Below are 13,877 nucleotides of genomic sequence, written 5' to 3'. Positions count from 1 at the left end.
AATCGACTGTATACTCGCCAAAAGCCTCGGAGGATACATGACACACAGCCTGCGCACCCATATCGACAGCCAGACTTATGCTGATCAGTCCAAAGTTCTGGATCAGTTGATCACTCAGGCCAAGCTGTCCGAAACCGACCGCACCGCGATCTGCGTTGCCGCTGCGCAGTTGGTGCGCGATATCCGATCCAGCACTTCACCCGGTATGATGGAAGTGTTTCTTGCCGAATATGGCCTGTCTACCGACGAAGGCGTCGCGCTGATGTGTCTGGCCGAAGCGTTGTTGCGCGTGCCGGATGCCGAAACGATTGACGCGCTGATCGAAGACAAGATCGCTCCGTCCGACTGGGGCAAGCATCTGGGTCAGTCCTCGTCCTCACTGGTAAATGCATCGACCTGGGCGCTGATGCTGACCGGCAAGGTTCTGGACGAGGGCAAAACCTCTCCGGTCAGTGCCTTGCGCGGAGCAATCAAGCGCTTGGGTGAACCGGTCATCCGCACCGCCGTCGGCCGTGCAATGAAGGAAATGGGTCGTCAGTTCGTTCTGGGGGAAACAATCCAATCTGCCATGGACCGCGCCAGTGGGATGGAGGCGAAAGGCTACACCTATTCCTACGACATGCTGGGCGAAGCCGCACGCACCGAGGCCGATGCCGCCCGCTATCATCTGTCCTATTCGCGTGCGATTGCAGCCATTGCGGACGCCTGCACCCATGACGACATCCGTGCCAATCCGGGGATTTCGGTGAAGCTGTCGGCGCTGCATCCACGATATGAGTTAGCTCAAGAACAAGCCGTGATGGATGAACTTGTTCCCCGTCTGCGCGCGCTGTGCCTGCTGGCCAAGGCCGCCGGGATGGGCCTGAATATCGACGCTGAAGAAGCTGACCGTTTGTCTCTGTCGCTGCAAGTAATCGAGGCCGTTATGGGTGAACCCGCATTGGCCGGTTGGGACGGTTTCGGCATCGTGGTGCAGGCCTATGGGCCGCGCGCCGGGATAGTTTTGGACACGCTCTATGACATGGCAGAACGTCATGACCGCAAACTGATGGTTCGACTGGTCAAAGGGGCCTATTGGGATACCGAGATCAAACGCGCTCAGGTCGAAGGTGTCGATGGCTTCCCAGTCTTCACCCATAAGGCGGCGACAGATGTGTCTTACATCGCCAATGCGCGGAAACTGCTGAACATGACAGATCGAATCTACCCGCAATTCGCGACCCATAACGCTCATACCGTCAGCGCGATCCTGCACATGGCCGACACGCAACCGTTCGAGTTCCAACGCCTGCACGGTATGGGTGAAACGCTACATCAGATCGTCAAGGACAACCACGACACGCGCTGCCGGATTTACGCGCCGGTGGGGGCGCATCGGGACCTTCTGGCCTATCTGGTGCGACGTTTGTTGGAGAACGGCGCGAACTCATCCTTCGTGAACCAGATCGTGGATGAAAGCGTACCGCCGGAAGAAGTCGCCTCGGACCCTTTCGACACACTTCAGGAAACCAAGCCTCCCCTGCCCACCGGTCCCGAACTGTTTGAACCAGAACGGCCAAACTCAATGGGGTTTGACCTGCACCACACGCCGACGCTCGACCGGATAGACGCTGCACGTGATGAATTCCGCGCGCATCATTGGTTTGCACAGCCGCTTTTGTCGGACGACGCATACCCCGAAAACGACCGACCCATCGTCAATCCAGCGAACCCGCAGGACCAGCCCGGAGCGGTTGCACCAGCCAGCGAGCGTGATGTTGAACTTGCGTTGGCTTCAGCCAATCCGTGGCAGTCCCCGGCCTCAGAACGCGCGCTAGTTTTGAACAAGGCTGCCGACCTATACGAAAGACTTTTCGGAGAGTTGTTCGCCTTGCTGGCCCGCGAGGCCGGGAAGTCTGTTCCAGACGCGGTCGCTGAACTGCGTGAGGCGGTTGATTTCCTGCGGTACTACGCGGCCAATATTCCCTCAGCTGAACCAGCAGGCATTTTCACCTGCATCAGCCCATGGAACTTTCCATTGGCGATTTTCACAGGTCAGATTTCGGCTGCTTTGGCCACCGGAAACGCTGTGCTTGCCAAACCTGCGCCGCAGACACCATTGATCGCACATCGCGCCATACAATTGCTGCATGAGGCCGGAGTACCACGCGAAGCACTGCAGCTGTTGCCCGGCGGGCCATCCGTCGGGGCAGCTTTGACCTCGGACGCACGAGTTTCTGGGGTAGCTTTCACTGGCTCCACGGCTACAGCACTGAAAATTCGAGCGTCAATGGCAGAAAACCTGCGTCCGGGTACACCGTTGATCGCCGAAACCGGCGGATTAAACGCGATGATCGTGGACAGCACTGCCCTGCCCGAACAGGCTGTACAATCCATCATCGAAAGCGCATTTCAATCGGCGGGCCAAAGGTGTTCAGCCCTGCGCTGCCTCTACCTACAAGAGGACATCGCCGACGATCTATTGACTATGCTTACCGGTGCGATGGAGGCGTTGCAGATTGGTGATCCATGGCGGTTGTCGACAGATTGCGGCCCTGTGATCGACGAAGACGCAAAGCAAGGTATTGCTGATCACATCGCAAAAGCGCGCTCGGAAGGTCGGGTCCTGAAGGAAATGCCCACACCACCTGAGGGCACTTTCATCGCGCCAACTCTGATCGAAATCCCCGGCATCGCAGCGCTAGAGCGCGAAATTTTTGGCCCGGTTCTACACGTCGCGCGGTTTAAGGCATCCGAAATAGACAAGATCATTGCTGATATTAACGCGACAGGTTACGGGCTGACCTTTGGGTTGCACACCCGTATCGACGACCGTGTGCAACATATCACCGAGGCCGTCCACGCTGGCAACATCTATGTAAACCGCAACCAGATCGGAGCGATCGTCGGATCTCAGCCCTTCGGTGGTGAAGGTCTGTCTGGTACTGGCCCCAAGGCTGGAGGACCGAATTATATGGCCCGCTTTTGCGCGCCGGATCGGCAAGACAGCCCTAACAAATGGGACAGCCCTATGGGGGACGTACCGGCCCCACAGGGCGAACCTGCTTCCATCCGAACTCAATCCCTGCCCGGGCCAACCGGCGAATCCAACCGATTGAGTGAATTCCCTCGCGCGCCGCTGCTGTGCATGGGACCTGGGGCTGAAACTGTCAAAGCTCAAGCCGAGGCCGTCGAGGCTTTGGGTGGAATTGCAATCCGAACGACCGGAATGATTGACCTGCACAGGTTGGAAAACGTCGCAGAAATCTCGGGTGTGCTGTGGTGGGGCGAAGAAGAAACTGCGCGTGAAATCGAACTCAAGCTGGCGCGCCGCAATGGCCCAATCCTGCCGCTGATCCCCGGCCGCCCCGACCGTGCGCGGATACTGGGCGAGCGCCATGTCTGCGTCGATACCACTGCTGCAGGTGGTAACGCCGCCTTGTTGGGAGGTGCGGCGTAAGCGGACCTTGACGCTGGGCTGGGAAAAGCCCAGCGTCGCCCCATGTTTCCGATCCGTGACCATAACCCCTCGGGGCGCACACCTTACGTCGTCTACTTGCTGATGGCGGCCAATATCCTGATTTTCCTCAGCTATGTGGGCATGATGGACAACGCCCCATTGATCAATCGTCTGTATTTCGACTATGCGATCATTCCGGCGCGGATCATGGATGGCTTCGCGTTTGAAACGCTTGTAACTTCGATGTTTCTGCATGGCGGCTGGATGCATCTAGCGGGCAATATGCTGTTTCTTTGGATCTTCGGAGACAACCTGGAAGATGAAATGGGCCACTTGCCCTTCCTGTTGTTCTATCTGCTCGCCGGGATTGGCGCGGGCCTGATCCATGTGGTGACCGCGTCAGAATCCTTGGTGCCCACCATCGGTGCGTCTGGCGCAATCGCCGGAGTGATGGGCGGTTATCTACTGCTATTTCCCAAGGCCCGTGTGGATGTCTTGTTGATCCTGATTGTTTACTTCCGGGTTTTTACCATTCCGGCCTTTATTATGCTTGGCATCTGGCTGGGCCTTCAGTTCACTGGCAGCCTTCTCAGCAATCCCGACGAAGGCGGCATAGCGTACTGGGCGCATACGGGCGGCTTCTTTGTCGGTTTGATCCTGTGCGTGCCCTTGTGGCTTAGACGTGGTGGACCAGCGTTTTGGAGCCGCACCCACGGCCACCCGCCGCACCCTGAACATCAGTACAAGCTGTCGCAAACGCGTATCCCTCGCGTGCCACGAAAGTAGACCTCTTATTCTTACTTGTTGGGCAAACGACCGCCGCTAAGGTGCGTGATCTCTTCCGCTGCGTTCTTTACCAACGACCCTAACTCTGATGCCCGGCTCGCGTGAAAGCGAACGGATGGACCCGAGACGGAAACCCCTGCGCACGGCTCGGCCCGGTCGTTGAAGATTGCCGCCCCAATGCAGGACATCCCGTCATAGCGTTCTTCCTTGTCGCACGACCAGCCTCGAGCGCGTGTCTCTGCCAAGTCGGCTGCTAATTCCTTTCCAGAAACAAGCGTCCGACCGGTGAATTGCACAGGGTCGAACAGGTCCAGCGTCTTATTCGCCGCTGCTTCGCCCATTGCCGCCAGAATTGCCTTGCCGGTACCAGACGCGTACATCGGAGTCCGCGCCCCCGGAGAGAAAAACGCGCGGATCGGGTTTTGTGTCTCGACCTGCCCAACAAAAACCACCTCAGTGCCATCCGGCACCGCCAGATTGGCGGTCTCGCCACTGTCCTGCATCAAGCGTCGAAGGATTGGGCGACCGATCTCAATGACACTGTTACGTCGCAGGAACGAGGCGCCGGTTCGATAGGCCTCGATCCCGATTAGCCATTCCTGCCGCTCAGCATCAAAGGCTGCGAACCCGTGCTTCTGCAAAGTCGCCAGGATACGATGAGTTGTTGCAGTTGGCACATCGACCTCTCGGGCCAGATCGCTCAGCGCTGCCCGCTCCATCCGTGCTATCGCGGCCAAAACGCCCAGCGCTCGATCCAACGATTGCATTGTCCCAGCCGAGCTTTCCTTGAACAGCGATTTGGGTCTGCCACGCGGTCTTTTCTCGCTCTCCATCTCTGCTTTTTCCTTTCAAGCCAGAAAGATTTTTTGGGGTCCATTTTGCGTGAAGCAAAATTGAAAAACAGAATTTATATAATATTCAATGCGTTAAGTATTTTATAATTAAAATGAAAGTATTTTTCAAGAAAATTGCACAGCAGGGGAATTTCCACAACACTTACCTCCAAAGCGGAGGAAAGATGATGTCAAACCAAAACCCGGTTTTTATTCCCGGCCCGACGAACATTCCGGATCGACTGCGTTTGGCGATGCATGTGCAGACGCAGGACCACCGCTCGCCTGACTTTGTCGAGACGTTTGCACCTGTGCTTGAAGACACCAAACGCGTGTTCGGAACGACCTCGGGTCAGGTCATCACGTTCCCAGCCAGCGGCACGGGCGGGTGGGAAGCTGCCGTAACCAACACGCTCAGCCCTGGTGATGCGGTTCTAGTTGCGCGCTATGGTATGTTCAGCCATCGTTGGATCGACCTGTGTCAGCGCCACGGTTTGGACGTACGGATCATCGAATGCCCCTGGGGCAGCGGTGCGCCGGCGGATAAGTTCGCCGAAGCTCTGGCCGCCGATACGGACCACAAGATCAAGGCGATTCTGGTCACCCATAACGAAACGGCTACCGGTGTGCGCTCAGACATTGCAGCAGTGCGCAAGGCGATGGATGCCAGCAGCCACCCGGCAATGTTGTTTGTCGATTGCGTCAGCTCGCTGGCCTCGATGCCATTCGAATTTGATGACTGGGGCGTGGATATCGCGGTTTCAGGCTCTCAAAAGGGCTTCATGCTGGCCACCGGCATGGCGATCCTGTGCATCAGCCCCAAGGCGCTGGCGGCGGTGGAGACGGCGCAACTGCCGCGCACGTTCTTTGATTTTCGCGACATGATGAATGCCAATGCGTCGGGCGGCTTTCCCTATACCCCGCCGCTGCAGCTGATCTACGGCATGGGCGAAAGCTTGAAGATGCTGTTCGAAGAAGGTTTGGACAACGTATATGCCCGTCATTTCCGATTGGCCGAAGGCGTACGTAAGGCTACTTTTGCCTGGGGGCTAGAGCTGGTGGCGCAGTCGCCGGATCTCTATTCGGATACGGTCAGTGCGATTTATGTTCCCGAAGGGTTCGACAGCAATGCACTGACCGATCATGCCTTCAACGCCTATGGCGTCAGCTTTGGCATCGGTCTGGGCGAGATGAACGGCAAGGCCTTCCGCATCGGCCATCTGGGCAGCCTGACGGATGTGATGGTGCTGTCAGGCCTCGCCACGATCGAAATGGCGATGGCCGATCTGGACTATCCGATCGAGCTGGGCAGCGGTGTGGCTGCGGCGCAGGAGTATTTCCGTTCCGGCAGCGCCACGCCGATGCAATCCGCAGCTTAAGGAGGAGTGTGATGTTGGACGACATGACCACAGCCGATTGCCTGACCCTCGCGGATATGCGCGAAGCGCATGAGCGGATCAAACCCCATATCAACCGCACGCCCGTGCTGCGGTCGCAGTATCTGGATGATCTGACCGGCGCGCAGCTGTTCTTCAAATGCGAGAACTTTCAAGAGGCCGGTGCCTTCAAGGTGCGCGGCGCCTGCAACGCGGTCTTTGGCCTGAATGATGAAGCCGCCGAACGTGGCGTCTGCACGCATTCTTCCGGCAACCACGCGCTCAGCCTGTCTTATGCCGCCGGTCGCCGGGGTATCCCCTGCAACGTGGTGATGCCACGCACCGCGCCGCAGGCCAAGAAGGACGCGGTGCGCCGCTATGGCGGGATCATCACCGAATGTGAGCCCTCGACCACTTCGCGCGAGGCGGTGTTTGCCGAGGTGCAGGCCCGCACGGGTGGTGAGTTTGTGCACCCCTATAACGACCCGCGCGTGATTGCGGGTCAAGCGACCTGCTCGGCCGAGCTGCTGGAACAGACCGATGGTCTGGACGCGGTGGTTGCGCCCATCGGCGGCGGCGGCATGATTTCGGGCACCTGCCTGACCCTGTCGAATCTGGCCCCCGAAGTGAAAATTTACGCCTCGGAACCGGAACAGGCCGATGACGCCTATCGCAGCTTCAAGGCCGGTCACATCATCGCCGATGATGCGCCGGTCACCATCGCCGACGGGCTGAAAGTGCCGTTGAAGGAAAACACCTGGCACTTCGTGTCGAACTTCGTCAGCGACATCCACACCGCCAGCGAAGACGAGATCATCGCCGCGATGAAGACCACCTGGAAATACCTGCGCATCGTGATGGAACCCAGCTGCGCCGTGCCGCTGGCCACGATCCTGAAGCATCCCGAGGCCTTCAAAGGCAAACGCGTCGGCGTGATCATCACCGGCGGCAATGTGGATCTGGACAAACTGCCCTGGTTCAAGGGTTGAGGAGGAAAACATGAACAAGCCCGTAAATATCGACCAGCTTGAGGTCGGCTTTGACATCCCCGCCGCCATCGGCATGGACGCATCCGACATCCAAACGCCCGCTCTGGTGCTGGATCTGGATGCACTGGAACGCAACATCAAAAAGATGGGCGACTACGCAAAGGCCCATGGGATGCGCCACCGGGTGCATGGTAAGATGCACAAATCCGTCGACGTGGCGCAGCTGCAAGTCGAGCTGGGCGGGGCTTGTGGCATCTGCTGCCAGAAGGTCTCGGAAGCCGAGGTTTTTGCCCGTGGCGGCATTAAGGACGTGCTTGTGTCCAATCAGGTGCGCGACCCGGCCAAGATCGACCGGCTGGCGCGGATGCCCAAGCTTGGCGCTCGGACGATCTGCTGCGTCGACGATATCGACAATGTTGCCGACCTGTCCGAGGCCGCGCAGCGCCATGGCACCCAGATCGAATGCCTGGTTGAGATTGACTGCGGCGCAGGCCGCTGCGGCGTGACCACCACGCCCGAAGTCATCGCCATCGCCAAGGCCATCGACGCGGCCCCGGGTCTCAAGTTTGCCGGTATTCAGGCCTATCAGGGCGCGATGCAGCACATGGATCTGTATGAGAGCCGCAAGGCTAAGATCGATATCGCCGTGGCGCAGGTCAAAGACGCTGTCGATGGGCTGGCCGCCCAAGGGCTGGACTGCGACATCGTGGGCGGTGGCGGCACCGGATCTTATTATTTCGAAAGCACCTCGGGCGTATACAACGAACTGCAATGCGGTTCTTACGCCTTCATGGACGCCGATTATGGCCGTATCCTCGATGAAAACGGCAACCGCATCGACCGGGGAGAGTGGGAGAACGCCTTCTTCATCCTCACCAGCGTCATGAGCCACGCCAAGGCCGACAAGGCCATCGTAGATGCGGGCCTCAAGGCCCAATCCGTGGACAGCGGGTTACCGGTGATCTTTGGCCGTACGGATGTGGAATATGTCAAATGTTCCGACGAGCATGGCGTGGTTGCCGACCCGGACGGCGTTCTCAAGGTCAATGACAAGTTGCATCTGGTGCCCGGCCACTGCGACCCGACCGCCAATGTGCATGATTGGTATGTGGGCGTGCGCGACGGCAAGGTCGAGACCCTCTGGCCCGTATCCGCACGCGGTAAAGCGTATTGAGGCGAGGGAAGGACAATGAAAGATATGACTGATAAACCCCTGCTGATCGTCGGAGAAGACCTGTGCCAGCAACTGGTCGGCCGCGCCGAGGCGTTCGACGCGGTGCAAGACGTCTTCGCCGCCATGGCACGTGGCGACGCCTATAACTTCCCCGTCATTCGCGAGGCCATCGGCTATGCCGACGCGCTTTATGGTTTCAAATCAGGCTTTGACCGCGCCGGTCAGGTGTTGGGTGTCAAATCCGGCGGCTATTGGCCCGGCAATATGGACAAGGGCCTGACCAATCACCAGTCCACCGTGTTCCTGTTTGACCCTGACACTGGCCGCTTGTCGGCGCTGGTTGGCGGCAACTACCTGACCGCCGTGCGCACCGCTGCCTCATCTTCCGTCTCCATCGCCCATCTGGCCCGCACCGATGCCAAGGTGTTGGGCATGGTCGGCGCGGGCCATCAATCCACCTTCCAGTTGCGCGCCGCCGCCGAGCAGCGTGATTTTGAGAAGGTCGTCGCCTGGAACCCCCACCCCGAGATGCTGCCCCGCCTGGGTGCGGTTGCAACCGAGCTGGGTCTGGAGTTTGAAGCCGTCTCGCAGGAGGAACTTGGCGCGCAAGCCGATGTCATCATCACCATCACTTCGGCCTTTGAGCCGCTGCTGATGAAAGACTGGATCAAACCCGGTACCCATCTGGCCTGCATGGGCACCGACACCAAGGGCAAGCAAGAGGTCGACGCAGCGTTGGTCGCCAGTGCGTCGGTTTTCACCGACGAAATCGCCCAGTCGACCACCATCGGCGAGGCCCAGCATGCTATTGCCAACGGCACCTTGGCCGAGGACCAGATCACCCCCATCGGCGCCGTCATCAACGGCGACCATCCAGGGCGTAGCAGCGCGGATGAAATCACTCTGTTCGACGGAACTGGTGTCGGACTGCAAGACCTCGCCGTCGCATCCGTCGCAGCAAGACTCGCCGAAGAAAGTGGGCAAGCAGTGCAAGCCACGCTCTGAAACAAAAAAGCGCGCCTCGATCGGGGCGCGCTTGCTCAGGAGGTATGCAATAGGATTAGCCCCGGATCACCTTGGCAAATTGATCAAAGATCGGCTCGTTCGCGCAAATCACTTCGCCATCTTCCAGTACGCTGCCTTCGGGGTTCAGCGGCTGAACAAAACCTCCGGCTTCTTTTACGATGATAATCCCGGCGGCCACGTCCCAGGCATTCAGGCGACGTTCCCAGAACCCTTCGTAACGGCCAGCGGCCACATAGGCCATGTCCAGCGCTGCTGCTCCCCAGCGACGCACTCCGGCGCAGGCAGGCATCAGGCGGGCGAGGTCCTGCAACGTTGCAGGCAGATCGGAACGACCACCAAAGGGCAATCCCGTCGAAAAAATCGACTCGATCATGCGGTGACGGCCCGAGACACGGATGCGGGTGTCGTTCATCCACGCGCCCTCGCCTTTTTCGGCAAAGAACATCTCGTCCTTGGCTGCGTCGTAGATCACACCGGCGACGATCTTACCCTTGTGTTCCAAGGCAATTGATACCGCCCAATGCGGCAACCCGTGCAAGAAGTTCGTGGTGCCATCCAACGGATCGACGATCCAACGGCGGGTCGGATCTTCGCCGTCGATAGCTCCGCCCTCTTCGGCCAGCCAGCCATAGGTCGGACGCGCACCCAGCAGTTCCTCTTTCAGGATTGCCTCAGCAGCAATATCTGCCTTGGAGACAAAGTCGCCCGCGCCTTTCATCGACACCTGGAGGTTCTCGACTTCACGAAAATCCTTGACCAAAGAACGCCCCGCTTTGCGCGCGGCTTTGATCATGATGTTGAGGTTTGCACTGCCAACCATTGTCCAAAGGCTCCTGTCCGGTCAAACCGCGCGTATACTGGGGCAATGCGCCATTGCCAAGAGGAATGATGCGCATATCAGACCTGCCTGTTACGCCCTATTGCGCCTGCAGCTTTCGCGCCTCGGTCCCGGCCAGTTGGATCAGTTCTTGGACAAAGGGTTTTTCAAGGTCTTCCGTGCGTGCCGCCGCGTATAGGCTACGTGTGATCCCATTCTTAGTTAGTGGTCGCGTAACATAGTCGGAATTGTATTTAACCTCGCGAACTACCCAATCGGGCAGCACAGATACGCCACGATTAGAGGCCACCAACAACAGGATCACAGCAGTCAGCTCCACTTGGCGGATCGCAGCGGGTTCGACCCGCGCAGGAATCAACAGCTGACTAAAAATATCGAGACGTGTTCGTTCGACCGGATAAGTGATCAGGGTCTGGCCACGAAAATCCTCGGCTTCGATAAACTCTTTCTGCGCCAAGGGGTGCGTCGAGGCCGCCACGAACACCGCGTCATAGTCGAACAATTTGATGAAGTCGACGCCAGGCAGGTTTTCGGGGTCGGACGATATTACTAGATCCACCTCTTCCTTCTGCAGCGCGGGCAAGGCATCAAAAGCCAGACCTGGGCGGATATCAACGTCAACATCTCCACGGGTCTTGCGAAAGGTCTCCAGCACCGGAAACAGCCATTCGAAACAAGCATGGCACTCAATAGCGATATGCATCCTTCCTGTTCGCCCTTCGCGCAGAGATGAAAACTCCTGCTGCGTCGCCTCAACTTGCGGCAATATCTGTTCGGCCAATCGCAACAGACGCAAACCCGCCGCAGACAGCTTCATCGGCTTGGAACGACGCAGGAACAGCTCGACCCCTGCCTGATCCTCAAGGCCTTTAATCTGATGGCTCAGCGCTGATTGAGTGATGTTCAGTTGATCTGCCGCGCGCGCCAGACCACCGCATTCATGAATCGCCTTGATCGTACGCAGGTGTCGGAATTCGATGTGCATTGTTGTGTGACTCATGTTGTTCTTGAGTAATATGAGTTTGTCTCACAATGCATAAGATGGCACAAGGGCGGCAACTTGGACTTGTGAGGCTGACATGAAGAAACCAGAAATTTCATTCGAGTTTTTCCCGCCGCAAACGCTCGAGGCCTCATTTCGCCTGTGGGACACGGTGCAGACACTTGCGCCGTTGGAGCCGCGTTTCGTATCGGTCACTTATGGCGCGGGCGGCACAACGCGCGAATTGACCCGCGATGCAGTGTCCACCCTGCACAAATCGTCGGGTCTGCCAGTGGCAGCACACCTGACCTGTGTCGACGCCTCGCGTCAGGAAACGTTAGAAATCGCAGATACTTTTGCACGTACAGGTGTTCAAAACATCGTCGCCCTGCGCGGTGACCCGCCGAAGGGCCATGATCGATTTGTGCCGCACCCAGACGGGTTCAAGAACTCGGTCGAACTGATCGAGGCATTGGCTGACACTGAGATGTTCAACATCCGCGTTGGCGCGTACCCGGACAAACACCCCGAGGCGCAAGACTTTTCAGCCGATATCGACTGGCTTAAAGCCAAGCTGGATGCCGGTGCTGACGAAGCCCTGACCCAGTTCTTTTTCGAGGCCGAAACCTTTTTCCGGTTCCGCGATGCTTGCGAAAAAGCCGGGATCGACAAGCCCATCGTTCCAGGCATCCTGCCGATCGAGAATTGGAAAGGAGCACGTAAGTTTGCCCGCCGATGCGGAGCCCAAATTCCCGATTGGATCGAACATGCTTTTGAAAAAGCGATCCGAGATGATCGCGAGGATTTGTTAGCCACCGCGCTTTGCACGGAATTGTGCTCGGATCTGATCGAAGGCGGCGTGGACAAATTGCACTTCTACACCCTGAACCGGCCTGAGCTAACTCGTGACGTGTGTTTCGCACTGGGCATCACGCCCAGGACCGCGCTGCAGAACGTCGCCTGAACCCAAAAAAGAACGGCACATGTACCCGGAACCCTTTCAGGTTTCGGGTTTTTTTGTCCTGTTTGCGCTGTTCTGGGCACGCCTAAAAACAGACAATTCAGCCAATCATACTGCTACTGTTTCCCCTGCTAGGATAAAAATTCGGTAAGTTTGACAAATTCTCGCGCGCTCTCAAACTGATGTTGTTGTGTTTGTTAACGAGTTGTTTTGGTTATGGAGCCTGTAGAAAAAATTAATGCACGCGCTGACGCGTTGGAGGCTTTGGGGCTGGGCCAAAACGCGGGGTCTGACGATATTCGCGAGGCATGGCGCCATATCGCATTTCACGCACATCCAGACCACACTAACGGTGACTGCGCCAATTTTGCCCGCGCCAAGGAAGCCTATGACTTTCTCCGTCGAGAAGGTTTGACGGTAAAAGGCAAAGCAGGCGGCCAACCACGGCGGCCAAAATTGCGCAAACGTGTTATTGAACTTGAAAGTGCGGACATCGATGCCTGTCGTGTGCTTCTGAATACAGCATTGGGGCATAACCCGGATGTGGGTGACGCCCAATCTGAGGTGGAACATACGGTTGACGCGGACCACATTCCCGAAGCCGTTGGCTTCTACGGTCGCAACTTGACTTACTTCGTCTCGACACCAGTTCAAGAAGGCGCAAATCGGGTCGCCCTTCCGACATCGTTTTTGGCGTCGGCTCGGCGGATGGAAACAGAAGTTCTTAGTTTTCAGTCTCAGGAAACCGGCGGTGGCGAGGTCGTGGTTCCGGACAATATTACCGCACGAAAATTTCCTGGCGCCAAAAGTGTTCGCATCAAATTCAAGGCGGACCAGCAGATGCGCGATGATTTCTGGATGGCGGGCTAGAAAACCCGGCCTAGTGGTGGCCGGGTTTGGGATTGGTCAGTAGCTGCTTAGTTGGTGATCGGGCCTTCTGAAGTGAATTTGGGGATCACGTTGCTCGATGCAGCATCTGCTTCGATGCCCGGCCAGTTGCCTTCAGCCAGATTGATATTTCCAGGAACATCTTCTTCCCAGAAGCCAACGACAACATCCGTGATATTCAGATACAGCTTGTCGTCAACAATCCGCCACAGGTTCGGGTTTGCCGGAACCTTGCCGCCTTTCGATACGCCATAGGCACAGTGACCGTCATATTGCGGTGCATAGTAAGCCGGGTTTTCAACAAACTTGTCGCGGTTCTCTTCCGATGAAAACGCCCAGGTCGCGCCATTATATTCCGCTGTGATGTCAGCTTTGCCACGCACGCCCTCAGGCTGGGCTTGGCCGACCGGCACTTGATCCAAGTTGCGGTAGGCAACTACGTCATAACCCGAGACAGCAAATCCAGTGCCGTCAACGTACTGATCACCGGCGAACGCCGGAACGGCAAGGGTCAATGCAGTCGCGAAAGTTAGAGCAAAGCGTTTCATGTGGTCAATCCTTTTAGACTCGGGGTTTGGCGCTTGT

12 protein-coding genes are annotated in these 13,877 nt (G+C 57.6%); 8 read left to right on the top strand and 4 right to left on the bottom strand.

The genetic code is table 11. The features are described 5' to 3' along the window. Window positions 1-37 precede the first annotated feature (37 nt). Window positions 38-3,439 carry a bifunctional proline dehydrogenase/L-glutamate gamma-semialdehyde dehydrogenase PutA gene (gene putA, locus ACR0L3_RS00875; protein WP_480742909.1) on the top strand — a complete coding sequence of 1,134 codons (3,402 nt, stop codon included), beginning with the start codon at window positions 38-40 and terminating at the stop codon, window positions 3,437-3,439. Between the two features lie 42 nt (window positions 3,440-3,481). Then, window positions 3,482-4,225, top strand: coding sequence for a rhomboid family intramembrane serine protease (locus ACR0L3_RS00870; protein ID WP_480742907.1), 744 nt, complete (start codon window positions 3,482-3,484; stop codon window positions 4,223-4,225). Window positions 4,226-4,236: 11 nt separating this feature from the next. Here the strand turns inward: ACR0L3_RS00870 and ACR0L3_RS00865 are convergent, their stop codons facing one another. After that, on the bottom strand, window positions 4,237-5,058 hold the full coding sequence (locus ACR0L3_RS00865) for an IclR family transcriptional regulator (RefSeq protein ID WP_480742906.1): 822 nt from the start codon (window positions 5,056-5,058) through the stop codon (window positions 4,237-4,239). A gap of 188 nt (window positions 5,059-5,246) precedes the next feature. Here ACR0L3_RS00865 and bhcA point away from each other — a divergent pair, with 188 nt between their 5' ends. From bhcA to bhcD, 4 genes are read left to right on the top strand one after another with little or no spacing between them, the layout of a single operon-like run. Continuing rightward, window positions 5,247-6,437 (top strand): L-aspartate--glyoxylate aminotransferase BhcA, encoded by a 1,191-nt coding sequence (gene bhcA, locus ACR0L3_RS00860; protein ID WP_480742905.1) that lies wholly within the window; start codon window positions 5,247-5,249, stop codon window positions 6,435-6,437. 11 nt (window positions 6,438-6,448) lie between these two features. Then, a complete protein-coding gene (bhcB, locus tag ACR0L3_RS00855; RefSeq protein WP_480742904.1) occupies window positions 6,449-7,423 on the top strand; it encodes a beta-hydroxyaspartate dehydratase BhcB in 975 nt (324 codons plus the stop codon). 10 nt (window positions 7,424-7,433) lie between these two features. Further along, window positions 7,434-8,597 (top strand): 3-hydroxy-D-aspartate aldolase BhcC, encoded by a 1,164-nt coding sequence (gene bhcC, locus ACR0L3_RS00850; RefSeq protein ID WP_480742902.1) that lies wholly within the window; start codon window positions 7,434-7,436, stop codon window positions 8,595-8,597. A 15-nt stretch (window positions 8,598-8,612) separates the two neighbouring features. Next, window positions 8,613-9,602, top strand: coding sequence for an iminosuccinate reductase BhcD (bhcD, locus tag ACR0L3_RS00845; RefSeq protein ID WP_480742900.1), 990 nt, complete (start codon window positions 8,613-8,615; stop codon window positions 9,600-9,602). Window positions 9,603-9,657: 55 nt separating this feature from the next. Here the strand turns inward: bhcD and ACR0L3_RS00840 are convergent, their stop codons facing one another. Both ACR0L3_RS00840 and ACR0L3_RS00835 read right to left on the bottom strand, forming a co-directional pair. Then, window positions 9,658-10,443 carry an inositol monophosphatase family protein gene (locus ACR0L3_RS00840; RefSeq protein WP_480742898.1) on the bottom strand — a complete coding sequence of 262 codons (786 nt, stop codon included), beginning with the start codon at window positions 10,441-10,443 and terminating at the stop codon, window positions 9,658-9,660. Window positions 10,444-10,540: 97 nt separating this feature from the next. Continuing rightward, window positions 10,541-11,446: a LysR family transcriptional regulator gene (locus ACR0L3_RS00835; RefSeq protein WP_480744633.1), complete on the bottom strand. Its 906-nt coding sequence runs from the start codon at window positions 11,444-11,446 to the stop codon at window positions 10,541-10,543. A gap of 94 nt (window positions 11,447-11,540) precedes the next feature. On the opposite strand from ACR0L3_RS00835, the gene metF reads away from it, so the two are divergent. Further along, window positions 11,541-12,407: a methylenetetrahydrofolate reductase [NAD(P)H] gene (metF, locus tag ACR0L3_RS00830; protein WP_480742897.1), complete on the top strand. Its 867-nt coding sequence runs from the start codon at window positions 11,541-11,543 to the stop codon at window positions 12,405-12,407. Window positions 12,408-12,620: 213 nt separating this feature from the next. Further along, a complete protein-coding gene (locus ACR0L3_RS00825) occupies window positions 12,621-13,274 on the top strand; it encodes a DnaJ domain-containing protein (protein WP_480742896.1) in 654 nt (217 codons plus the stop codon). Between the two features lie 47 nt (window positions 13,275-13,321). Here the strand turns inward: ACR0L3_RS00825 and ACR0L3_RS00820 are convergent, their stop codons facing one another. Next, window positions 13,322-13,840 carry a YHS domain-containing (seleno)protein gene (locus ACR0L3_RS00820; protein ID WP_480742894.1) on the bottom strand — a complete coding sequence of 173 codons (519 nt, stop codon included), beginning with the start codon at window positions 13,838-13,840 and terminating at the stop codon, window positions 13,322-13,324. Between the last annotated feature and the right edge of the window lie 37 nt (window positions 13,841-13,877).

It is taken from the genome of Ruegeria sp. CK1, assembly GCF_056536545.1.
Note: the sequence above shows the minus strand (reverse complement) of the source record. Positions and strands in the feature narration are given on the sequence as shown.

Excerpts from the sequence above, each read along its gene's own strand:
- bhcD (WP_480742900.1), top strand. The coding sequence starts at position 8,613 with ATGAAAGATATGACTGATAAACCCCTGCTGATCGTCGGAGAAGACCTG.
- bhcA (WP_480742905.1), top strand. The coding sequence starts at position 5,247 with ATGTCAAACCAAAACCCGGTTTTTATTCCCGGCCCGACGAACATTCCG.
- ACR0L3_RS00825 (WP_480742896.1), top strand. The coding sequence starts at position 12,621 with ATGGAGCCTGTAGAAAAAATTAATGCACGCGCTGACGCGTTGGAGGCT.
- ACR0L3_RS00835 (WP_480744633.1), bottom strand. The coding sequence starts at position 11,446 with ATGCACATCGAATTCCGACACCTGCGTACGATCAAGGCGATTCATGAA.
- ACR0L3_RS00870 (WP_480742907.1), top strand. The coding sequence starts at position 3,482 with ATGTTTCCGATCCGTGACCATAACCCCTCGGGGCGCACACCTTACGTC.
- ACR0L3_RS00820 (WP_480742894.1), bottom strand. The coding sequence starts at position 13,840 with ATGAAACGCTTTGCTCTAACTTTCGCGACTGCATTGACCCTTGCCGTT.
- putA (WP_480742909.1), top strand. The coding sequence starts at position 38 with ATGACACACAGCCTGCGCACCCATATCGACAGCCAGACTTATGCTGAT.
- ACR0L3_RS00840 (WP_480742898.1), bottom strand. The coding sequence starts at position 10,443 with ATGGTTGGCAGTGCAAACCTCAACATCATGATCAAAGCCGCGCGCAAA.
- metF (WP_480742897.1), top strand. The coding sequence starts at position 11,541 with ATGAAGAAACCAGAAATTTCATTCGAGTTTTTCCCGCCGCAAACGCTC.
- bhcC (WP_480742902.1), top strand. The coding sequence starts at position 7,434 with ATGAACAAGCCCGTAAATATCGACCAGCTTGAGGTCGGCTTTGACATC.
- ACR0L3_RS00865 (WP_480742906.1), bottom strand. The coding sequence starts at position 5,058 with ATGGAGAGCGAGAAAAGACCGCGTGGCAGACCCAAATCGCTGTTCAAG.
- bhcB (WP_480742904.1), top strand. The coding sequence starts at position 6,449 with ATGTTGGACGACATGACCACAGCCGATTGCCTGACCCTCGCGGATATG.